The sequence below is a fragment of the Streptomyces gilvosporeus genome (genome assembly GCF_002082195.1).
In the GTDB taxonomy this organism is placed as follows: Bacteria; Actinomycetota; Actinomycetes; order Streptomycetales; family Streptomycetaceae; genus Streptomyces; species Streptomyces gilvosporeus.
In genome coordinates, this window is sequence record NZ_CP020569.1 from 5,878,708 (window position 1) to 5,900,828 (window position 22,121).

Annotated in this window: 20 protein-coding genes; 13 read left to right on the top strand and 7 right to left on the bottom strand. The window is 70.2% G+C overall.

Translation table 11 applies throughout. The annotated features are described in order from the left end of the window. The first annotated feature begins 140 nt into the window (after positions 1 to 140). The gene (locus tag B1H19_RS26360) at positions 141 to 2,822 is read left to right on the top strand and encodes a SpoIIE family protein phosphatase (protein ID WP_237289891.1); all 2,682 of its coding nucleotides are present in this window, start codon (positions 141 to 143) and stop codon (positions 2,820 to 2,822) included. Between the two features lie 57 nt (positions 2,823 to 2,879). On the opposite strand, the gene B1H19_RS26365 is transcribed toward B1H19_RS26360, so the two are convergent. From B1H19_RS26365 to B1H19_RS26385, 5 genes are all read right to left on the bottom strand, one after another. After that, a complete protein-coding gene (locus B1H19_RS26365; protein WP_237289521.1) occupies positions 2,880 to 4,337 on the bottom strand; it encodes an amidohydrolase family protein in 1,458 nt (485 codons plus the stop codon). Further along, positions 4,334 to 5,230 (bottom strand): succinate dehydrogenase/fumarate reductase iron-sulfur subunit, encoded by an 897-nt coding sequence (locus tag B1H19_RS26370; RefSeq protein WP_237289522.1) that lies wholly within the window; start codon positions 5,228 to 5,230, stop codon positions 4,334 to 4,336. The genes B1H19_RS26365 and B1H19_RS26370 overlap by 4 nt, the downstream gene beginning before the upstream one ends. Then, positions 5,227 to 7,161 (bottom strand): fumarate reductase/succinate dehydrogenase flavoprotein subunit, encoded by a 1,935-nt coding sequence (locus tag B1H19_RS26375; RefSeq protein ID WP_083107228.1) that lies wholly within the window; start codon positions 7,159 to 7,161, stop codon positions 5,227 to 5,229. Before B1H19_RS26375 ends, B1H19_RS26370 begins: the two co-directional genes overlap by 4 nt. Before the next feature lie 60 nt (positions 7,162 to 7,221). Beyond that, positions 7,222 to 8,049, bottom strand: a complete 828-nt coding sequence (locus B1H19_RS26380) for a hypothetical protein (protein WP_083107229.1) — start codon at positions 8,047 to 8,049, stop codon at positions 7,222 to 7,224. Between the two features lie 153 nt (positions 8,050 to 8,202). Further along, positions 8,203 to 8,499 (bottom strand): hypothetical protein, encoded by a 297-nt coding sequence (locus B1H19_RS26385; protein WP_083107230.1) that lies wholly within the window; start codon positions 8,497 to 8,499, stop codon positions 8,203 to 8,205. A 399-nt stretch (positions 8,500 to 8,898) separates the two neighbouring features. Here B1H19_RS26385 and B1H19_RS26390 point away from each other — a divergent pair, with 399 nt between their 5' ends. Both B1H19_RS26390 and typA read left to right on the top strand, forming a co-directional pair. Continuing rightward, a complete protein-coding gene (locus B1H19_RS26390; RefSeq protein WP_083107231.1) occupies positions 8,899 to 11,229 on the top strand; it encodes an ABC transporter family substrate-binding protein in 2,331 nt (776 codons plus the stop codon). 184 nt (positions 11,230 to 11,413) lie between these two features. After that, positions 11,414 to 13,321, top strand: a complete 1,908-nt coding sequence (gene typA / locus B1H19_RS26395; RefSeq protein WP_083107232.1) for a translational GTPase TypA — start codon at positions 11,414 to 11,416, stop codon at positions 13,319 to 13,321. Between the two features lie 74 nt (positions 13,322 to 13,395). On the opposite strand, the gene B1H19_RS26400 is transcribed toward typA, so the two are convergent. Further along, positions 13,396 to 13,782 (bottom strand): ATP-binding protein, encoded by a 387-nt coding sequence (locus B1H19_RS26400; RefSeq protein WP_083107233.1) that lies wholly within the window; start codon positions 13,780 to 13,782, stop codon positions 13,396 to 13,398. Between the two features lie 96 nt (positions 13,783 to 13,878). Between B1H19_RS26400 and B1H19_RS26405 the strand changes: the two genes are divergently transcribed. The 6 genes from B1H19_RS26405 to B1H19_RS26430 all read left to right on the top strand — a co-directional run bounded on the left by B1H19_RS26405 (position 13,879) and on the right by B1H19_RS26430 (position 16,996). Beyond that, on the top strand, positions 13,879 to 14,763 hold the full coding sequence (locus tag B1H19_RS26405; protein ID WP_083107234.1) for a helix-turn-helix domain-containing protein: 885 nt from the start codon (positions 13,879 to 13,881) through the stop codon (positions 14,761 to 14,763). Between the two features lie 10 nt (positions 14,764 to 14,773). Then, positions 14,774 to 14,974: a DUF397 domain-containing protein gene (locus B1H19_RS26410; protein WP_083107235.1), complete on the top strand. Its 201-nt coding sequence runs from the start codon at positions 14,774 to 14,776 to the stop codon at positions 14,972 to 14,974. Positions 14,975 to 14,986: 12 nt separating this feature from the next. Further along, positions 14,987 to 15,184 (top strand): DUF397 domain-containing protein, encoded by a 198-nt coding sequence (locus B1H19_RS26415; RefSeq protein ID WP_083107236.1) that lies wholly within the window; start codon positions 14,987 to 14,989, stop codon positions 15,182 to 15,184. Between the two features lie 28 nt (positions 15,185 to 15,212). After that, entirely contained in the window at positions 15,213 to 15,536 is a 324-nt protein-coding gene (locus B1H19_RS26420) for a DUF1330 domain-containing protein (RefSeq protein ID WP_083107237.1), read from the top strand. Between the two features lie 13 nt (positions 15,537 to 15,549). Then, positions 15,550 to 16,062 carry a SitI3 family protein gene (locus B1H19_RS26425; protein ID WP_083107238.1) on the top strand — a complete coding sequence of 171 codons (513 nt, stop codon included), beginning with the start codon at positions 15,550 to 15,552 and terminating at the stop codon, positions 16,060 to 16,062. A 151-nt stretch (positions 16,063 to 16,213) separates the two neighbouring features. Then, positions 16,214 to 16,996 carry a COG4705 family protein gene (locus tag B1H19_RS26430; protein ID WP_083107239.1) on the top strand — a complete coding sequence of 261 codons (783 nt, stop codon included), beginning with the start codon at positions 16,214 to 16,216 and terminating at the stop codon, positions 16,994 to 16,996. 95 nt (positions 16,997 to 17,091) lie between these two features. Here B1H19_RS26430 and B1H19_RS26435 read toward each other — a convergent pair whose 3' ends face one another. Then, complete coding sequence (locus B1H19_RS26435) at positions 17,092 to 17,745, bottom strand: TIGR03086 family metal-binding protein (protein ID WP_083107240.1); 654 nt, start codon at positions 17,743 to 17,745, stop codon at positions 17,092 to 17,094. Between the two features lie 64 nt (positions 17,746 to 17,809). Here B1H19_RS26435 and B1H19_RS26440 point away from each other — a divergent pair, with 64 nt between their 5' ends. From B1H19_RS26440 to B1H19_RS26455, 4 genes are all read left to right on the top strand, one after another. Beyond that, entirely contained in the window at positions 17,810 to 18,355 is a 546-nt protein-coding gene (locus B1H19_RS26440; protein WP_083109895.1) for a MarR family winged helix-turn-helix transcriptional regulator, read from the top strand. Positions 18,356 to 18,570: 215 nt separating this feature from the next. Further along, on the top strand, positions 18,571 to 20,193 hold the full coding sequence (locus B1H19_RS26445) for a peptide ABC transporter substrate-binding protein (protein WP_083107241.1): 1,623 nt from the start codon (positions 18,571 to 18,573) through the stop codon (positions 20,191 to 20,193). Between the two features lie 7 nt (positions 20,194 to 20,200). Then, positions 20,201 to 21,124 carry an ABC transporter permease gene (locus B1H19_RS26450; protein ID WP_083107242.1) on the top strand — a complete coding sequence of 308 codons (924 nt, stop codon included), beginning with the start codon at positions 20,201 to 20,203 and terminating at the stop codon, positions 21,122 to 21,124. Further along, positions 21,117 to 22,112, top strand: a complete 996-nt coding sequence (locus tag B1H19_RS26455) for an ABC transporter permease (RefSeq protein WP_083107243.1) — start codon at positions 21,117 to 21,119, stop codon at positions 22,110 to 22,112. Before B1H19_RS26450 ends, B1H19_RS26455 begins: the two co-directional genes overlap by 8 nt. Positions 22,113 to 22,121: the final 9 nt, after the last annotated feature.

The window sequence follows — 22,121 nt, forward strand, 5'->3', positions numbered from 1 at the left end:
CATCGACATTCTGTGGATGGCCTGCGATCGAGACTGTGCTGTGATCGTGAAGACCGTGTTCCGGATAGCCGAGGTGCTGGATACTCGGCCTGGTCCGGTCCGGGCACGATGAGCTGGAGGGGACGGGGCTCGTGAGCGAGATGTCACGTGGTGGGGCGAAGGCCGCGCAGACCGAGGGCCGGGGCGAGGTGGACGGTCCGGGCGATCCAGGCGGACACCTGCCTGCGCACGGCGCGCAACGCCTGCCGGTCTGGCAGAGCAGCAGGCCCGGATCCCTCTACGACTACATCCGCGTCGCCTCCTTCTCCCTGGGGCCCGACGGCCGTATCGAGCAGTGGAGCGAACGCGCCGCCGACATGCTCGGCATCCCCGCCCGGCACGCCGTGGGCCAGGACCCCATCGAGGCGTTCGTCCCCCCGGAGCTGCACGAGGGCGGCCGCCGCAAGGTCTCCGAGATCCTCGACGGCCGCGAGTGGACCGGCCTGGTGCCCTACCGCCGCAGTCAGGGCGGCGACGCCGACGGACTCGCCGAGATCTATCTGATGCCGTCCCGGAACGCGGCCGGCGAGCGCGCCGCGGTCTGCCTGATCGTCGACGTCCGGGCGATGCGCGGCATCGAGACCGACCTCGCCGCCTCGCAGGCCGTTTTCGGTCAATCTCCCATGGGCTTCACCCTGTTCAACACGGACCTGAAGCTGCTGCGCGTCAACGAACGCTTCGCCACCGTCTTCGGCGGACCGGCCGGCCGGTACCGCGGCCTGACCCCGCACGACTTCCTGCCCCGCCCCGAGGCCGAGCGGATGACCGCCGCCCTGCGCCGGGTCCTGGAGACCGGCGAACCGGTCGCCGAAATGCAGGTCGTCGGCGCGGTGCCCGGCGAGGAGGAACGCCGCCGCTGGTCGGTCTCCCTCTACCGCCTGCACGGCGCCAGCGGCCGCCCCATCGGCGTCGCCGCCCTCGCCGCCGACGTCACCGGCCGCCGCCGCGCCGAACGCGAGGCCGCCAACGCCCGCCGCAACCTCGCCCTGCTCAACGAAGCCGGCGCCCGGATAGGCAATTCGCTCGACCTGGAGACCACCGCCCGCACCCTCCTGGACGTCGCCGTCCCGCAGTTCTGCGACCTGGCCTCCGTCGACCTCTACCAGGGCCTGCTCGCCGGCGACGAGACCCCGCCCGGCATGAGCGACGGCAGCGCCGAACTGCGCCGCGTCGCCTTCTCCAGCGCGGTCTCCGACGCCCCCCTGGCCACCGCCGGCCGCCGCACCCCCGAGGACGGCTCCCCCGACGGCCCGGTCGCCGTCGGCGCCGTCCACCGCTACCCCTTCAACTCCCCGTGCGCGGCCGCCCTGCGCACCGGCCAGGCGCAGATCGTCCCCGGCCGCGAGAGCGACGACGGCCCCGAACTGGGCGCGGTGGTCCACTCCACCCTCGCCGTCCCGATGGTCGCCCGCGACACCGTCGTCGGACTGGTGCAGTTCTCCCGTACGAAGGGCAGCGAACCCTTCGGCGAACGCGACACCGCCCTGGCCGTCGAACTGGCCGCACGCGCCGCGGTCTGCATCGACAACGCCCGCCTCTACCGCCGCGAACACGAACGCGCCCTGATCCTCCAGCGCAGCCTGCTGCCCCCCGGCGACCCGGAGGCCGCCGGCCTCGACATCGCCTGCCGCTACCTGCCCGGCACCACCGCCACCGAGGTCGGCGGCGACTGGTTCGACGTCATCGAACTCCCCGGCCACCGCACCGCCCTGGTCGTCGGCGACGTCATGGGCCGCGGTCTGCGCGCCGCCGTCGCCATGGGCGAACTGCGCACCGCCGTACGGACGCTGGCGCTCCTCGACCTCGAACCGGCCGAGGTCCTCTCCGCCCTCGACGAGATCGCCCGCGGGCTCGGCGGCACCGGCGACGGCCGTGCCAGCGCCAGAGCGCCCCGCCCCCGCTCCGGCGCGGCCGCCGGAATGCACGAGCACGGCGCCCTGACCCCCGCCGCCGACCTGTCCGAGGTCTACCTCGCCACCTGCGTCTACGCCGTCTACGACCCCATCACCCGGCGCTGCACCTTCGCCAACGCCGGACATCTGCCGCCGGTCCTCGTCGAGGACGGCGAGGACGCCCTGCTGCTCGACGTGCCGCCGGGCATGCCGCTGGGCGTCGGCGGCGAACCGTTCGAGGAGATCGAGGTCGAGCTGCCCGACGGCGCGCTGCTCGCGCTCTACACCGACGGCCTGGTCGAATCCCGCCACCACCCGCTGGACGAGGGGCTCCAGGCGTTCCGCCGGGCCCTGTCGGACGCCGGCCGCCCGCTGGAGGACGTCTGCGACCACGTCCTGAGCGCCCTGGACACCTCGCACGGCGAGGACGACATCGCCCTGCTGATGGCCCGGGTGCACGGGCTGCCCAAGGACGCGGTGGGCGACTGGAGCCTGGCACCGGAGGCCCGCTCGGTGGCCCGCGCCCGCGAACTGGCCCGCGACCAGCTCACCGACTGGGGCCTGCAAGACCTGGTCGACACCACCGAGCTGCTGGTCAGCGAGCTGGTGACCAATGCGCTACGGCACGGCCACGGCGACATCCGGCTGCGGCTGCTGCTGGACCGCACCCTGGTCTGCGAGGTCTGGGACGCCGACCTCGCCCAGCCGCGCCGCCGCCGCGCCCGCGACACCGACGAGGGCGGCCGCGGCCTCCAGCTGGTCGGCCTCCTCAGCACCGGCTGGGGCAGCCGCCGCACCCCCCGCGGCAAGACCGTCTGGTTCGAACTCGCCCTCCCCGACGGCGACTCGGCGCCGGCGGACCCGACGGAGGCTTTGCTGAGCATGTTCTGAGGCGGCGGCCCGGTCGCGTGCCCCCGGGAGGCCGGCCCACGCCCCGCGGGGCCCGGCTCACGCCCCCCGGACGTGGGCCGCCGCCCGTTCCGCCTCCCGGACCACCCGCGCGGTGTCCACGTCCACCAGCTCGCCCGCCGCCTTGCGCAGACGGCCGTCGACGAAGACGTAACTGACGTTCGGCGGCTGGCCGTTGAGCACGATCTGGCCGGTCCAGTCGAAGCGCGGGGCGAAATTGAGGGTGGCGGGGTCCAGGACCAGCACGTCGGCGCGTTTGCCGGGGGTCAGCGAGCCGATCCGGTCGGCCATGCCCAGGCACTCCGCGCCGCCCAGCGTCGCCATCCGCAGCACGGCCGGGATCGTCGGATGGATCCCGGCGTCCTCGTGCCGCGCCCGCTGGAGCCCGACCGCCGCCTTCATCAGGGCGAACATGTCGGAGGTGTCATTGGTGCCGCCGTCGTGCCCGAGCCCGGCGCGTACGCCGCACCGGTGCAGCGCGGGCAGCGGCATGATGCCGGACGCCAGGCGCATATTGCTCAGCGGACAGTGCGCGACCCGCACATCATGCTCACCGGTCAGCGCGATCTCCTCGCCGGTGAGGTGGACCGCATGGTTCATCAGCAGGTCCGGCCCGAAGACGCCGCTCTCGCGCAGCGAGCGGACCGGCTCGTCCCTGCGGTCCCTGCGGTTCTCCAGGACATGCGCGTTGACCATCACCCCGAGGTCCCGGGCGACCTCGCGGAACTCCCGCAGCTCCGCCAGCGCCGGCATCCCCGCACGCACCGCCACCTGCGCCGACGCCAGCGGCAGCGGATCGAGCAGGTTCTTCTTGACCTTCGGGACGAGGGCGACGGCGTCCGCGCCCTGCGCCGCGGCGTAGACGAACCGCAGCCCGGCGTCGTCCAGCGCGCGCACATAGCGCTCGCTGGTCTCGTACGGGATCGGGTGCACCCAGTCGACGACGGTGGTCACGCCCGCCGTCAGGGCGTCGAGGGCGGCCAGATGCACGAAGCGGTACATGTCCCGGGGCCCGATCCGGGGCAGCGTGACGCGCTCGCAGCCGGACATCCATCCGTACAGGTCCTGGGTGGCGCAGCCGCCGCGGATGCTGGACTGCCACAGATGGTTGTGGAGGTCGACGAAGCCGGGCAGCACCAGCTGCCCGGTGGCGTCCACCACCCGCGCGCCGCGCGGTACGGGAAGGTCCCTGCCCAGCGCGGCGATCCGGCCGTCGTGCAGCAGGACGTCGGTGCCGCCGTCGAGCTCGCCCAGCTCGCCCCTGCCGATCCCGGGGTCCATGGTCAGCACCAGCTCCGCGCCGCGCAGCACGGTGGTGCGCCGCTCGCCCCGCAGCCGCGGCGGCCCTCCAGGGGCCTGTGCGCGCTCCTGGCGGTCGCCGTCGGGCATCCCGGCGGCCGCGGCCAGCGGGACGCCGCCGAGACCCGCCAGAAGCCCGCGACGGCTCAGCTGCGCGGCGTCCGTTCCGTTCCGCGGCCCGGGACGTAAACCGGTCACTGGCCGCGGCGCCGGATCTTGTTGCCCAGCCACACCAGCGGGTCGTACTTGCGGTCCGCCACCCGCTCCTTCAGCGGGATCAGCGCATTGTCGGTGATCTTGATGTTCTCCGGGCAGACCTCGGTACAGCATTTGGTGATGTTGCAGTAGCCCAGGCCGTGTTCGTCCTGCGCGGTGCCCTTACGGTCCAGCCCGGCCTGCGGGGCCGCGTCCAGCGGATGCATGTCCAGCTCGGCGATCCGCATCAGGAAGCGCGGCCCGGCGAACGCGGCCTTGTTCTCCTCGTGGTCGCGCACCACATGGCAGGTGTTCTGGCACAGGAAGCACTCGATGCACTTACGGAACTCCTGCGAGCGGTTCACATCCTCCTGCTGCATGCGGTACTCGCCGGGCCCCAGCTCCGCCGGCGGCACGAACGCGGGCACCTCGCGAGCCTTGGCGTAGTTGAACGACACATCGGTGACCAGGTCCCGTACGACCGGGAAGGCCCGCATCGGGGTGACCGTCACCGTCTCCGTACGGTCGAACACCGACATCCGCGTCATGCACATCAGCCGCGGCCGGCCGTTGATCTCCGCGCTGCACGAACCGCATTTGCCCGCCTTGCAGTTCCAGCGCACCGCCAGATCGGACGCCTGCGTCGCCTGGAGCCGGTGGATGATGTCCAGCACCACCTCGCCCTCGTGCACCTCGACCCGGAAGTCCTCCAGCCCGCCGCCGTCCGCATCGCCGCGCCACACCCGGAAATGCGCCAGATACGCGCCGGACTGCCCGCCCTGCGCCTGCCCCGGCCCGTTCGCCGGCCGCGCCTCCCCGCGCTGCCCGGCCACGTCCGACCCGCCCGCCTCGTCCATCCCGTCCGTCTCCCGGCCGCCCACGTTCTGCACGCTCACCGGCTCAGCTCCTCGTCCGTCAGATACTTCACCAGCTCCTCCTTCGCGAAGAGTCCGAGGAGATCGGGGCGGATCGGCGGGGTCTCCCGACGGCTCAGCCGGATCTGGCCCAGCGCCGGGTCCGCCTCCGTCCGGCCGTCGGCCAGCTCGCAGACCAGGTTGATGTTGCGCCAGCGCCGGTCCATCGCCGGATGGTCGTCGCGGGTGTGCCCGCCGCGGCTCTCCTCGCGCTCCAGCGCCGCCCGCGCCACACACTCGCTGACCAGCAGCATGTTGCGCAGATCGATCGCCAGATGCCAGCCGGGGTTGTACTGCCGGTGCCCCTCGACACCCGCCCGCCGGGCCCGTACCCGCAGCCCGGCCAGCCGCTTGAGCGCCTCGGCCATCTCGCCCTCCCGGCGGATGATCCCCACCAGGTCGTTCATCGCCTGCTGGAGCTCCTGATGGAGGGTGTACGGATTCTCCGCCGGGCCCCCGTCGTGGACGGCGCCCGGCTGCTCGTCCTCGGCGCTGAAGGGCCGCAGCGCCTCCGCCTCCGCCGCGTCCACCTCCCGCTCGCCGGGGACCGGCCGCGCGGTCGCCGCCGCGGCGTACTCGGCGGCGTGCAGCCCCGCCCGCCGCCCGAAGACCAGCAGGTCGGAGAGCGAATTGCCGCCCAGCCGGTTGGAGCCGTGCATCCCGCCGGCCACCTCACCGGCCGCGAACAGTCCGGGCACGCCGTTCGCCGCCGCGGTGTCCGGATCGACCTCCACCCCGCCCATCACGTAGTGGCAGGTCGGCCCGACCTCCATCGGCTCGGCGGTGATGTCCACATCCGCCAGCTCCTTGAACTGGTGGTGCATCGACGGCAGCCGCCGCTTGATGACCTCGGCCGGCATCCGCGTCGAGACGTCCAGGAAGACCCCGCCGTGCGGGGAGCCGCGGCCCGCCTTGACCTCGGCGTTGATGGCGCGGGCGACCTCGTCGCGGGGGAGCAGCTCGGGCGGCCGGCGGTTGTTGTCGGGGTCCTCGTACCAGCGGTCGCCCTCGGCCTCCGTCTGCGCGTACTTCTCCTTGAAGACGTCCGGGATGTAGTCGAACATGAAGCGCCGGCCCTCGCTGTTGCGCAGCACCCCGCCGTCGCCCCGGACGGACTCGGTGACGAGGATCCCCTTGACCGACGGCGGCCAGACCATCCCCGTCGGATGGAACTGCACGAACTCCATGTTGATCAGCGAGGCCCCGGCCAGCAGCGCCAGGGCGTGCCCGTCGCCCGTGTACTCCCATGAATTCGATGTCACCTTGAAGGACTTGCCGATCCCGCCGGTGGCCAGCACCACGGCCGGCGCCTCCAGGACGAAGAAGCGGCCGGACTCGCGCTCGTAGCAGAAGGCGCCCGCGACCTTGCCCTCCTCTTTGAGGACGCGGGTGACCGTGCACTCCTGGAAGACCTTCAACCGGGCGTCGTACGCGCCGAATTCCCGCTCGTCGGCCTGCTGCAACGAGACGATCTTCTGCTGGAGGGTCCGGATCAGCTCCAGCCCCGTACGGTCGCCGACATGCGCCAGCCGCGGGTATTCATGGCCGCCGAAGTTGCGCTGGGAGATCCGGCCGTCGGGCGTGCGGTCGAAGAGCGCGCCCCAGGTCTCCAGCTCCCAGACCCGGTCGGGGGCCTCCCGGGCGTGGAGTTCGGCCATCCGCCAGTGGTTGAGGAACTTGCCGCCGCGCATGGTGTCGCGGAAGTGCACCTGCCAGTTGTCGCCCTCGTTGACATTGCCCATGCTGGCCGCGATACCGCCCTCGGCCATCACCGTATGAGCCTTGCCGAACAGGGACTTGCAGATCACGGCCGTGCGCATACCCGCCTCGCGGGCCTCGATCGCGGCGCGCAGTCCGGCCCCGCCGGCGCCCACCACGACCACGTCCCATGCCTGCCGGTCCACGTGCGCCATCAGACGCCACACCTTTCGTTACGGATTTGAATTAGGGGGCTGCCTCGGAACGGCCGCGGCTCAGAAGAACCGCGGGTCGGCGAAGGCCCCGGTGGCCAGCAGATACACATACAGATCGGCGAATCCGACGCTGAACAGCGAGCACCAGGCCAGCAGCATGTGCCGCTCGTTGAGCTTGCCGACCCAGCCCCACAGCCGGTAGCGCACGGGGTGCTTGGAGAAGTGCCGCAGCCGGCCGCCGATGATGTGCCGGCAGGAGTGGCAGGAGAGGGTGTACGCCCAGATCAGCACGATGTTCGCCAGGAAGACCAGGGTGCCCAGGCCCATATGCCCCCAGCGGTAGTGCTCGTCGCGGAAGGCCAGCACCGTGTCGAACGTCAGGACACAGGCCACCAGCACCGCGAAGTAGAAGAAGTAGCGGTGGATGTTCTGGAGGATCAGTGGGAAGCGGGTCTCGCCGGTGTACTTCTTGTGCGGTTCGGCGACCGCGCAGGCCGGCGGCGAGGCCCAGAAGCCGCGGTAGTAGGCCTTGCGGTAGTAGTAGCAGGTCAGCCGGAAGCCCAGCGGGAAGATCAGGATCAGCAGGGCGGGGGAAAGACCCCACCAGGGCCCGACGATCTCCCAGTTGGGGCCGCCGTGCATGGTCTGGCAGTTCTGCGCCAGGCACGGCGAGTAGAACGGCGACACATAGGGCGCGTGGTAGTAGTCCGCGTTCGCGAAGGCCCGCCAGGTCGAGTAGACGACGAACGCGAGCAGCCCGGCGGCGGTGCAGGCCGGGGCCAGCCACCATCTGTCGGTCCGCAGATGACGGGCGGGGATCGCGGCCCGCGAGGCGGCGTGCACGCCGCTCGCTCCCGCTTGCGATGAGGGTTCGGTACCAGTGGCCAACGTCGGTCTCCGTGGTGGGTACTTCCGTGGGTGGGCGGTGCGGGGCGGGCGGTGCGGGCGGTGCCCGATGCGGGTGCTCCGCCTCCGCCAGGGGTAGGGCTCTGAGTGGGGCGCGCCCGACCCCTAAGGGATTCCCCCTAAGGGCCTTCTCCCCTAAGGCGCATGCCGGTCCTTGGCGCCGAGCCCCTCGTCCTCGGCGTCCGTCCACAGCTTGGCGTCGTAGGGCGCATCCGGGATCGGCACCATCTCGTCCCCGGCCCCGGGCCGGGCCGCCTTCGCACCCGTCGCACTCTCCTTGAGCAGGCCGAGGCTCTCGCGCAGATGGTTGGCGTCGCTGCGCACCCGTCGCATGTCCAGCCCGGTGCCGACCTGTTCCTCCAGCCGCGCCACGGACCGGATCAGCTCGGTCAGATGGCGTTCCACCGCCGTCAATGCGTCCTGAAGGGACATAGCCCTCACCTCCGAAGGGTGTGCTGGGCGATCTCATGCGCCCGCGAGTGTCGCGCGTCACAGTAGGCGTTGGGAAGGGGGCAGGCGCGATTACGACTCGAACCGGTGCGTTTCGGCAATCCTGCTCCGCGACACCCCTCGAACGCCGGTACGGCGGCGGGTCGTACGCGGCGGCACGGCGGACGGCGAAGTAGCCGGTGTCACACCGCCGTTCGGGTCGCGTTTCCCGTTTCCCGGGGTCTCGCTCGGGGCCGGACGGGTGAGGTTGTTACGGCAGACGACGTGTCGTACGGCCGCGCCGGGACCGGTCGCCTTCAGTAGGGGAGCCATAGATGTGATGAGCCGCAAAGTCGGCCGGACGTGTTGGCGCGGCGCGGGCGAGCCTCGGAGGTAACGACCATGACCGACCAAGTCAGCTCAGCGTGCCGCAGGCGCCGCTGTGCCGCGCTGATCGCGGCCGGGGTCCTGCTCCCGCTGCCGGTCCTGGCCGGATGCAGCGGCGACGACGCCTCGGACGCGGCGGCCGGCGCCTCGCAGGACATCGCCCCGGCCGCCCGGGAACGGCTGAAGGACGGCGGCACCCTCCGGTGGGCCGTTGACACCATGCCCGGCACCCTCAACGCCTTCCAGGCCGACGCCGACGCCACCACCACCCGGATCACCGGCGCGGTGCTGCCCACCCTCTTCACCCTCGACGAGCGCGGTCGCCCGCAGCGCAACGCCGACTACCTGGACGCCGCCGACATCACCGCCCGCGACCCCAAGCAGGTCGTCACCTACAAGATCAACCCCAAGGCGCGCTGGAGCGACGGCCGCCGGATCGGCGCCGCCGACTTCCTCGCCCAGTGGAAGGCGCTCCGCGGCCGGGACAACGCTTACTGGACCGCCCGCAACGCCGGATACGACCGGATCGCCAAGGTCGCCCAGGGCGCGCACCGCAACGAGGTCAAGGTCACCTTCGCCCGGCCCTACGCCGACTGGCGCTCCCTGTTCTCCCCCCTCTACCCGAAGAGCGTGATGGGCGACGCCGACGCCTTCAACGACGGCACCCGCGAGCGGCTCAAGGTCGCGGCCGGGCCGTTCATGATGGCCGAGCGGGCGGCGCACGGCGACCGCCTCACCCTGGTCCGCAACCCCAGATGGTGGGGCGCCCGCGCCAAGCTCGACCGGATCGTCTTCACCGAGCTGCCGCGCGAGCGCCGGGCCGCCGCCCTCGCCGCCGGGGCCGTCGACGTCGCCGAGGTCGACCAGGCCGCCGCCCGTAAGGTCGCCTCGGCTGGCCACCCCGCGGGCTCCGGAGCCAAGTCCGGTGCGGACGCGAAACCCGCGGCCCGCACCGCCCTGCGCGGCTACACCGTCCGCAAGGCCCTGGAGCCCGCCTACACCCAGCTCGCCCTCAACGGCAGCACCGGCCCGCTCAGCGACGAACGCGTCCGCCGGGCCGTGGCCCGCGCCATCGACCGCCAGGCGCTCGCCGACACCGTCCTCAAACCGCTCAGCCTGCCCGCCAGCCCCCTCGGCAGCCATCTGCTGCTGGCCGGACAGGAGGGCTACGAGGACCACAGCGACGCGGTCGGCGGGCCGGACGCCGACGCGGCCCGGTCGCTGCTGGCGGACGCGGGCTGGAAGCCGGGCGGCCTCACGCAACAGGCCAAGCAGAAGCCGCACGCGGCCGCGCCCAGCGCCTCGGGCGCCGCGAGGGAGCCGTCCCGCAAGCGGGGCGCCACCGACGGCCGCAATCCGGAGCGTCCCGGGCACGCCGACCGGGCCGGCGCGTCCGCCTCCGGCGCCGCCGTGCAGGACTACGGCCCCGGCGCCCGGCCCGCCGCCGCCGACGCCCCGCTCTCCGCCGCCGGCGCGGTCGGCGCCGAGGTCCAGCGCTCCGCGCTGCTGCACCAGAGCGCCGCCCTCTACAAGGCCGAGGCCGCCGCCCAGGAGCAGGCCGGTGCCACCACGACCTCCCGCGCCTTCCAGCGGCGCGCCGCGCGGGCGCTGGGCGCCGCCGAGCGGATCGAGACCGGCCAGGACACCGGCCCCGCCGCGGCCCGCCCGATCGGCGCCGAGCAGGGCCGCGCCGACGAGGAACCGGCGCACCCGGTGGCCGCCGCGCAGGTCCCCGCCGACGACGACTCCCGGGCCGAGGGCGCGGACTCCCGGGCCAAGGGAGCGCCGCACAAGAAGACGGCCGTCGTCCCCGCCCTGCGCAAGAACGGCAAACCGCTCACCCTGCGCTTCGTCCTCCCCGACGGCGCGAACTCCGAGCAGCTGCGCACCGTGGGGGAGCGGATCTCGGCCATGCTCGCCAAGGTCGGCATCCAGACCTCCGTCCAGCGGGTCGCCGACGCCGGTTACTTCCAGGACCACATCGCCGCCGGCGACTACGACCTGGCGCTCTACTCCTGGCCGGGCACCGCCTATCCGGCCACCGACGCCCGTCCCATCTACGCGAAGCCCGAACCCGCCGCCGACGGCTCGCTGACCGTCGAGCAGAACTACACCCGTGTCGGCACCGACCACATCGACCAGCTCTTCGAGCAGGCCGCCTCCGAGCTGGACCAGGACGCGGCGGAGCATCTGATGGCGCAGGCCGACGCCCGGATCTGGGCGGTGGCCGGATCCATCCCCCTCTATCAGCGCCCGGAGCTCGTGGCGACCAGAAAGGGCCTCGCCAACATCGGTGCGTTCGGATTCGCCTCGCCGCGCTTCCAAGACATCGGCTACACGAAGTAAAGGTGCAGCCAGAGCTAACAACCGGTGAGAAACCGCAGGTCAGAGGCGGTGGAAACGGGCTGCGGCGGCCGTTGTCGCCGCAGCCCCGTACCATGGGGTGAGGCCGTGGCGTCATCCAAGCCCGGCGGGCGCGCGTACCGGTCCGTACGCGTAGCCAACCACGATTCCGGGAGAAGCACCGCTAGTGCCCACGCGCCATGACATTCGCAACGTAGCCATCGTCGCCCACGTCGACCACGGCAAGACGACCATCGTCGACGCCATGCTCAAGCAGGCCGGCGCGTTCGCCGCCCACCAGCTGGAGTCCGTCGACGACCGCGTCATGGACTCGAACGACCTGGAGCGTGAGAAGGGCATCACGATCCTGGCGAAGAACACCGCCGTCAAGTACCACCCCAAGGACGGCGGGGACGTGATCACGATCAACATCATCGACACCCCCGGCCACGCCGACTTCGGCGGCGAGGTCGAGCGCGGTCTGTCGATGGTCGACGCGGTCGTCCTGCTGGTGGACGCCTCCGAGGGCCCCCTCCCGCAGACCCGTTTCGTGCTGCGCAAGGCCCTCCAGCAGCGCCTGCCCGTCATCCTGTGCATCAACAAGACGGACCGCCCGGACTCCCGCATCGACGAGGTCGTCAACGAGACCTACGACCTCTTCCTCGACCTGGACGCGGACGAGGAGCAGATCGAGTTCCCGATCGTCTACGCCTGCGGCCGTGACGGCATCGCCTCGCTGACCAAGCCGGAGGACGGCACCGTCCCGGCGGACAGCACCAACCTGGAGCCGTTCTTCTCCACGATCCTGGAGCACGTCCCGGCCCCCGAGTACGACGAGACGGCCCCCCTCCAGGCCCACGTCACCAACCTCGACGCCGACAACTTCCTCGGCCGTATCGCGCTGCTCCGCGTCGAGCAGGGCGAGCTGAAGAAGGGCCAGACCGTCGCCTGGATCAAGCGCGACGGCACGGTCGCCAACGTCCGCATCAGCGAGCTGATGATGACCGAGGCGCTCACCCGCAAGCCGGCCGAGAAGGCGGGCCCCGGTGACATCTGCGCCGTCGCCGGCATCCCCGACATCATGATCGGTGAGACCCTCGCCGACCCGGAGAACCCGATCGCCCTCCCGCTGATCACGGTGGACGAGCCGGCCATCTCCATGACCATCGGCACCAACACCTCCCCGCTGGTCGGCCGCGGCGGCACGGGCAAGGGCGCGGACGCCAAGTCCGCGATAAAGGACCGCAAGGTCACCGCCCGCCAGGTCAAGGACCGCCTGGAGCGCGAGCTGATCGGTAACGTCTCGCTGCGCGTCCTGGACACCGAGCGCCCCGACGCCTGGGAGGTGCAGGGCCGCGGTGAGCTGGCGCTGGCCATCCTGGTCGAGCAGATGCGCCGCGAGGGCTTCGAGATGACCATCGGCAAGCCGCAGGTGGTCACCAAGGACGTCGACGGCAAGACCTACGAGCCGGTCGAGCGCATGACGATCGACGTGCCCGAGGAGCACATGGGCGCCGTCACCCAGCTCATGGGCACCCGCAAGGGCCGCATGGACAACATGTCCAACCACGGCTCCGGCTGGGTCCGCATGGAGTTCGTCGTCCCCTCCCGCGGTCTGATCGGCTTCCGTACGGAGTTCCTGACCAACACCCGCGGTACGGGCATCGCCCACTCCATCCACGAGGGCCACGAGCCCTGGTTCGGCCCCCTCCAGACCCGTAACAACGGCTCCCTGGTCGCCGACCGCTCCGGCGCGGTCACCGCCTTCGCGATGACCAACCTCCAGGAGCGCGGCGTGCTCTTCACCGAGCCGGGCACCGAGGTGTACGAGGGCATGATCGTCGGCGAGAACTCCCGCTCCGACGACATGGACGTCAACATCACCAAGGAGAAGAAGCTCACCAACATGCGGTCGTCCTCGGCCGACTCATTCGAGGCCATCGTCCCGCCGCGCAAGCTCTCCCTGGAGCAGTCCCTGGAGTTCTGCCGCGACGACGAGTGCGTCGAGGTGACCCCCGAGGCGGTCCGCATCCGCAAGGTCAACCTGGACGCCCGCGAGCGCGCCCGCGCGGCGTCGCGTGCGAAGCACGGCTGATCTTCTGCCTGTTGTGTGACGGGGCGTTCCTCCTGCGGGAGGGGCGCCCCGTCGCCGTATGGCCATGGCTTTCGCTATGGGGCCAAGGTGAACCACACCGACTTCCCGTTGGGGCAGTCCCGTACGCCCCACGAGTCGGCACACGCATCGACGATGCCGAGGCCGCGCCCGAACTCGTCCTCGGGCGCGGCCTTTTGCTGTTCCGGGCTGCCGGTTCCGGTGTCCCATACGGCGATGGTGAGGTCGTGGGGCGATCGGTCGACGCTGACGTAGGCGTCGGTCTTGGTGTAGCGGTAGGCGTTGGTCACGAGCTCCGAGGCCATCAACTCCGCGGTGTCGGCGAGGCAGTTGAGCTTCGCCCCGGCGAGGATGTGGCGTAGCGCGGCTCGTACGACGCCGACTGCGCGGGGATCGTGGGGGATGAAGAGTCCGTAGGGCCAGGTCTCTGCGGGCGTGCGCATGGCAGCCTCCAGTTGAGTACCTTCTGTGACTGGCGCCATACTCAAGGTAGCGACTAGCGTTGGGTTTTCACAACTGAACCTTCAGGGGGGCGAGTTATGGGACTCAGGGCCAACCCCACATACCGTCAGCGTCGGTTTGGGGCAGAGGTTCGTAGGTTGCGCGAGCGTGCGGGTCTGTCTGTGGGTGAGGGCGCTGCGGTGATGGGGATGCGCCAGGGGCACATCAGCGCCGTCGAGTCCGGTCGCACGGGCCTATCGCCGGAGCGGCTGCGTGCCCTCTCGCGCGAGGTGGATGGGGTAAACCCAACGTATCTAGACGCGCTGGTGGAGATGGGGCAGGACCCGGGTAAGGGATGGTGGAGCGCCTACCAAGGACGAGTCAGGCCGTCGTTGCTGGATATGGCCGGGTTGGAGGCTGGCGCGGTGCGACTGGTCACATACGAGCCGACGTTCGTCCCGGTTCTGCTTCAGACTCAGGCGTACGCGACGGCCGCATTCAGGCGTGGCTACACCCGCGTGTCACCTGAAGAGCAGGATCTCGACGTCGAGTTCCGCATGCGACGGCAAGAAGTGCTGACCAACGAGCGCCCGCCTCAGTTTCACGCGATCATCCACGAAGCCGCACTCCACGTGACCTTGGGGAGTCCAGAGGTCATGCGCAGCCAGTTGTTGCGGCTAATCGAGGCGTCTCGGATGCCAAACGTGACGATTCAGGTCTTGCCGTTCGATGGCCCGTCGCCGTTTGGCACCCCCTTTACGCTGCTCGAGCCGGCAGTACCCGAGTTGGGCACCGTCGTCGTGCCGCGCATCGAGAAATCACTGAACCTGGGAGACGAGGAATCACTGGCTCGGTACAACGATTGGTTCGCTAGCCTGAGCGAAACGGCCTTGCTTCCGGTGGACGCTGCTGTCCAACCTGAGGCACACCTGACGAAGGACTCGCTGGGGTTGATCCAGCGACTCTTGTACCCCTTGCTCTAGGAAGGTGCAGATGTCTCAACTCATCTGGCAGAAGTCCAGCTTCAGCGAACCGGGGTCCGACCAGTGTGTTGAGGTGGCCGTCTGCCCGTCCGGCACCTGTCACCTCCGCGAAAGCGATGCCCCGGCCTCCGTGATGACCACCACCCCTGCCATCCTCCGGGACCTCGTACAGGCCGTGAAGGCGGGCGACTTGGATGCGCCCACACCGTAGGAAGGGCTGCGCATGTCCCAACTCCTCTGGCAGAAGTCCAGTTTCAGTGAGGGTGGCGCTGACACGTGTGTTGAGGTGGCCGCATCGCCATCCGGCACCCGTCACCTCCGCGAAAGCGACGCCCCCGCGACGGTGATGGCCACCAGCGCCGCCGCCCTCCGGGGGCTCGTGCGGTCCTTGAAGGACGGCACCGTAATGCGCGTGCCGTGAGTCGGGGGCGCGGGTACCGTCTGGCCGCATGAGCGCTTATGTAATCGCAGATGTCCAACTGACCGGCGACATCGACGAGGTGGAGCAGTACCGCGCAGGCGTCCAGGCGACGCTCGAACCCTACGGTGGGCGGTTTCTCGTGCGTGGGGGAGCGTATGAGGTCATCGAAGGCGACTGGCAGCCCGGCCGGATAGTCGTGCTCGAATTCCCGAGCGTCGAGGCCGCGCACGCATGGAACGACTCGGCGGCCTATCAGGCGATTGCGCCTCTGCGTACGCGCAACATGGACAGCAAGCGGCTGATCGTCGAGGGCGCTACGGGCGCTACCGGCGACACGGGCGCGGGAAGCTGACCCGGCATCCGTCATGGCCATTTCCTACGACCTCGACATGGCGACGGCGATGTCCGCGGCGGAGGTCGCCGGGGCGCTGTGTGAAGTCGGGCGATCGGCCGGGCTGTTCGACGCGGCGGCCAGCGCCGAGCTGATACTCGGCGAGGGCGTGGTGACGACGGGGGGCACCTGGATCCGGGCCGGCGAGCCTCGGCTGGACGGCCTGCCGCGGTCGTGGGATCCGGTGGTCGGCGACCTCGGGATCACGACGACGGTGTGGGCGTTCTTCCGGCTCGGCCGGGGGACCCCGTCCCCCACGCAGCAGGACGACATGATTCGGCTGGTGGACGGCCTGTTGGGCCGCGTCCGCGGGGACGCCGTGCTGCACTTCCAGTCGGAGCAGATCTGGCTGCTGCGGCGCGGGGACGGGCTCAGCCTCAGCGATGACGACGACCTGTGGCGCCCGCACCGCCTGGCCGCCGTCGCGCACCCGTACCGCCGCGCCTCGCTCGCCTTTTCGGGCGAGGAGGGCGAGCGCGACCGGTAACCGGGCCCGACCCGCCCATGGGGGAACATTCACGGCAATTCATGGCTCCCTTTCACACCGGATACCGCAACAACTCCTACCCCCCTCTTACCTTTTTCGTGACGGGCCGGGGGATGATCGTCCGGCCAATTCGGTGTGCCATCCTTCGGCCATGACGACAGGCCAACTCCAGCAGGATCGGCCCGTAATGGCCCCTGCGCGGAATGCGATGAGCAAGGTTCCGGAAGTCACGGTGTACTTCTGGATCATCAAGTTGCTGACCACGGGAATGGGTGAAACGCTTTCGGACTACTTGGCGCATCTGCTCGACCCCGTGACGGCGGTCGGGATTGCCGGCGTCGCGCTGCTGGTCACCGTGGTGGTGCAGTTCTGGGTGCGGCGGTATGTGGCCTGGATCTACTGGACCGCCATCGTGATGGTGAGCGTCTTCGGGACGATGGCCGCCGATGTGGCCCATGTGGGACTGGGAGTTCCGTATCTCACGTCCACTCTCGTATTCCTGGGCGTTCTGGCCGCTGTTTTCGCGATCTGGTATGCGAGTGAGAAAACGCTGTCGATTCACAGCATTTACACCCGGCGCCGGGAAAGCTTTTACTGGGCCACGGTGCTGGCGACCTTCGCGCTCGGCACGGCCGCGGGTGATATGACGGCCGGCACCATGGCGTTGGGATATCTCGGATCCATCGGACTGTTCGCCGCCGTGATGGCCGTTCCGGCGCTGGGGCGGTGGAAGTTCGGGCTGGGCGCCATTCCGTCCTTCTGGTTCGCGTATGTCGTGACCCGGCCGCTCGGTGCCTCGATCGCGGACTGGATGGCGGTGTCGGTCCGCCGTGGCGGACTGGGGCTGGGGACCGGACCGGTCAGCCTGTACTGGCTGATCGCGATCGTGGGGTTCGTCGCCTACGTGGCGGTGTCGCGCAAGGATGTCGCCTGAGGCGACGGCGACAGCACGGCGACCGTGACGGGAGGGCGGTCAACTCGCCGCCCTTCCAGGGGAGATGGCGGCCCGTCCAAACGTGCCGCCGGACCTCAGGCGGGGCATGACGGGCTCCAGGACGGGGAGCGGCCCAGGGTGGTCAGGATCCGGTCGAGCAGGCTTGCCCCGTCGCCGTCCGGGAGGGGTGGGGCGAAGGCGCTGCCCGGGGCCAGCCGGTAGTCGTCGCCGGAGGGGACGGCGTGGGCGACCGGAAGGGCGGCTTCCAGGAGTGCCGGTTCCGGGGCGTACGGGAGATCCAGGGTGCGGGCGACGTCCCAGCCGTGGACGACGTAGTCGATGAAGTGGAAGCCGATGGCGTGCAGGGCCGGGAATGCCGGGGCGGCCGTGGCCTCGGGGAGGGCGAAGGTCTGGTCGGGGTCGGTGACCTCGGCGAACGCCGCGAGGACGTCGTCGGCCGCGGCGGCGTAGTCCGCGATCGGGTCCTCGGCGAGCGGGCGCGGCGACCAGTGCGCCGGATCCTGCCCGTCCCCGCGTGCGGCGGCCGCGAATCCCCGGTGCTGGACGGTCATATGGGCGAGCAGATCCGCCAGGGTCCAGTCGGCGCAGGGCGTGCGGCGGGGCAGGTCGGCGGGGGTGAGACGGTGTACGGCGGCCAGGCTGCCGCGGACGGCCTCGGCGTTCAGGGCGGTGAGGCGGGCGAGGGCGGCGTGGGCCTCGGACGGCCGTCGATTCGGATTCGTAGGCATAAGCACACGATGTGCGCATGCGTACGATCTGTCAAGGAGTAATTTTCTGGGCATGGGTACGGGCATGAGCAAGGGCGCAGGCAAGGGCGGCGGAGAGCGAGACCGGGCGGCGGCGAAGGCCGCGGCGACCGGCGGAGACCGGCGCCCCGATCTCGCGGCGATGATGGTGCCGTTGTGTCGCGCCCTGGTCGCCGCCGAGCTGCCCGTCCTGGAGGCGCACGGTCTGGCCATGTGGGCGTATGCCGTGCTGCTGCGGCTCGACGAGGCGACCCCGGTACGGTCGCAGGCGGCGCTGGCCGAGGCCATCGGGGCGGACAAGACGCGGATCATCGCGGTGCTCGACGATCTGGACGAGCGGGGGCTGATCCGGCGCCGGCCCGATCCGGCGGACCGGCGGGTGCGGCTGCTGTCGATCACCCCGGAGGGGCGGCGGCTGCGGGACGCCGTTCAGGCGGATATCCAGCGGGGCGAGGAGGAGTTGCTGGCCCCCTTCCCGGCCGCGGAGCGGGAGAGTTTTGTGCGGGTGCTGCGGGCGCTGTCCGATTCCGCGGCGAGCGCTCCGGCGCGGTCCGCCGCGCCGGTCCGGCCGAAGGGAAGAGCCGGCGGATGACGGTCGTTCGGCACGGCGGTCTGCGCCCGCAGATTCTCGATCCGCCGGCCGTTCGCCCCCTGGCCCATTCGGGTCATCGGCCCCGCCCCCTCTAAGGCAGACGGGGGTTTTCTCGGGTTTTCGGAGCGCTGGGGTTCGGCGCTGGGTGAATTATGACTCCTTTTGCGCTCTTATATGGCCAAGGCGTCTCGGGAAACCTGAGGAGGCAGCACCCCATGCGTGGAGCCACCCGTGCGAAATGGGCCGTATGCGCCATCGCTGTCGCCCTCGCGGCCGCGGCCTGCGGCGGCGGGGGCGGCGGGACGGAGAGTTCCGGGGTGGTCAGCGCGTCCTGGGGAGACCCGCAGAATCCGCTGGAGCCCGCCAACACCAATGAGGTGCAGGGCGGCAAGGTCATGGAGATGCTCTTCCGGGGGCTCAAGCGCTACAACCCCAAGACCGGCGCCGCGGAGAACGTGATCGCGGACAGGATCGAGACGAAGGACTCCCAGCATTTCACCGTGACGCTGAAGGGCGGCTGGAACTTCAGCAACGGGCAGCCGGTCACCGCCAAGTCCTTCGTGGATGCGTGGAATTACGGTGCGCTGCTCACCAACAAGCAGAAGAACGCCTCCTTCTTCCAGTACATCGACGGGTTCGACAAGGTGCACCCGGCAAGCGGCACACCGACCGCCAAAACGCTGTCGGGGCTGGCCGTGAAGGACGACAAGACCTTTACCGTCACGCTCAACCAGAAGTTCTCCAGCTGGCCCGACACCCTGGGATACGCCGCCTTCATGCCGCTGCCGAAGGCGTTCTTCACCGACCACGCCGCCTATCTGAAGAAGCCGATCGGCGACGGCCCTTACACGATCGAGTCGTACACCAAGGGCAGCGTGATGAAGATGCGGAAGTGGGACGGGTACAAGGGGCCCGATGCCGCGCGGAACGACGGTATCGATCTGCGGGTCTACACGGACAACAACACCTCCTACACCGACCTCCAGGCGGGGAATCTGGATCTGGTCGACGACATCCCGGCGGCGCAGCTCAAGAACGTCAAACGGGATCTGGGAAACCGCTACATCAACCAGCCGGCCGGGATCATCCAGACCCTCACCTTCCCGATGTACGACAACAACTGGGGCGGCACGGGGAAGGCAAAGCTGCGCCAGGGCATCTCGATGGCGATCAACCGGGACCAGATCACCAAGGAGATCTTCCAGAAGACCCGGACGCCCGCCACGGACTGGACCTCGCCGGTGCTGGGGGAGAAGGGCGGATACCAGGCGGGGGTGTGCGGCGCGGCCTGCGAGTACGACCCCAAAGAGGCCAAGAAGCTGATCCAGGAGGGCGGCGGGCTGCCCGGCGGGAAGATGGCGCTCGCCTACAACGCGGACACCGGGTCGCACAAGGACTGGATCGACGCGATCTGCAACAGCATCAACAACACGCTGGGCACCGACAGCGCATGCGTCGGTGCGCCGGTCGGGACGTTCGCGGACTTCCGCAACAAGATCGCGGCGAAGCAGATGACCGGGCCGTTCCGGGCCGGCTGGCAGATGGACTATCCGCTGATCCAGAACTTCCTCCAGCCGCTGTATTACACCAATGCGGCCTCCAACGACGGGAAGTTCAGCAATGCCGAATTCGACAGGCTGGTGAACGAGGCGAACGCGCAGACCAGCACCCACGAGGGGGTGGCGAAGTTCCAGGAGGCGGAGAAGATCCTGGCCCAGCAGATGCCGGCCATTCCGCTCTGGTATCAGAACGGCAGCGCCGGCTATTCCCCGCGCCTCTCGAACGTGGCGCTGAATCCGTTCAGCGTGCCGGTGTTCAACGAGATCAAGGTGCAGTGAGACCGCGGTGGGACGTTATGTGATCCGTCGGCTGCTCCAGATGATCCCGGTGTTCATCGGCAGCACCTTCCTGATCTTCTTCATGGTGTACGCGCTCGGCGACCCGGTCGCCGCGCTCTTCGGGGACCGGGCGCCGGACCCCGCCACCGCCGCCCGTATCCGCGCCGACCTCTATCTCGACCAGCCGCTGTACAAGCAGTATCTGCACTACATGGGGCAGATCTTCCAGGGGAATTTCGGCACCGCTTTCAACGGCCAGTCGGTGACGGAACTGATGAAGGACGCCTTTCCGGTCACCGTCCGCCTCACGCTCGTCGCCATCGTCATCGAGATGATCGTGGGCATCGTGCTGGGGGTGTTCAGCGGCCTGCGGCGCGGCCGGAGCGTGGACACCTCGGTGCTGCTGCTCACGCTGATCGTCGTCTCCATCCCCACCTTCGTCAGCGGCTATGTGCTCCAGTTCCTTTTCGGGGTGCAGTGGGGATGGGCGGCGCCCACCGTCTCCCCCGAAGCCCCGCTCAATGAACTCCTGTTGCCGGGGCTGGTGCTGGCGCTGGTCTCGCTCGCCTATGTCACCCGGCTGACCCGTACCTCCCTCGCGGAGAACGCCCGCGCCGACTACGTCCGTACGGCCGTCGCCAAGGGACTTCCCCGGCGCCGCGTCATCACCCGCCATCTGCTGCGCAATTCGCTGATCCCCGTCGTCACCTTCATCGGCACCGATATCGGGGCGCTGATGGGCGGCGCCATCGTCACCGAGCGCATCTTCAACATCCACGGGGTGGGATTCCAGCTCTACCAGGGAATCCTGCGGCAGAATTCGCCGACCGTGGTCGGCTTCGTCACGATTCTGGTGCTGGTCTTCCTGATCGCCAACCTGCTCGTCGATCTGCTCTACGCCGTCCTCGACCCGAGGATCCGCTATGCCTGAGCCCCTCGAACCGTACGAGTCCTACGCCGCCAGGGAAGCCATCGGGCACGGCGACGGCGGCCCCGCCGCGCTGGCCATCGGCGAGGCCGAATCGCTGGAACGGGTCCCGGGCGCCGGACCGCCCGGCGGCGAACCCGGCGGCAAACCGCGCAGCCTGTGGAGCGACGCCTGGCACGATCTGCGACGCAACCCCGTCTTCGTCCTCTCCGCGCTGGTCATCGTCTTCCTGGTGCTCATCGCGATCTGGCCGCAGCTGATCGCGAGCGGCAACCCCTACCGCGGCGACCTCGCCAAGGCACAGCAGGGCGCCGAACCCGGCCACCCGTTCGGCTTCGACACCCAGGGCCGGGACGTCTACACCCGCGTGGTCTACGGGGCCCGCGCCTCCATCACCGTCGGCGTCTGCGCCACCACGGGTGCCGCCCTGCTGGGCGGTCTCCTGGGCGGCCTGGCCGGATTCTTCGGCAGCTGGTGGGACGGCCTGCTCTCGCGGCTCGCCGACATCTTCTTCGGCATCCCGGTGATCCTCGGCGGCCTGGTCTTCCTCTCCGTCATCACCAGCAGCACCGTGTGGCCGGTGGTCGGTTTCATCGTGCTGCTCGGCTGGCCGCAGATCTCCCGGATCGCCCGCGGCGCGGTGGTCACCGCCAAACAGAACGACTACGTCCAGGCGGCACGCGCCCTGGGCGCCGGCAACGGCCGCCTCCTGCTGCGGCACATCGCACCGAACGCCGTCGCGCCGGTCATCGTCGTCGCCACCATCGCCCTGGGGACGTACATCGCCCTGGAGGCCACGCTGTCCTACCTGGGCGCGGGGCTGAAGCCGCCGACCGTCTCCTGGGGCATCGACATCTCCGCGGCCTCCACCTACATCCGCAACGCCCCGCACATGCTGCTGTGGCCCGCGGGCGCGCTGAGCATCACGGTGCTGGCGTTCATCATGCTCGGCGACGCCGTACGCGACGCCCTCGACCCCAAGCTGCGCTGAGGAGCGGGC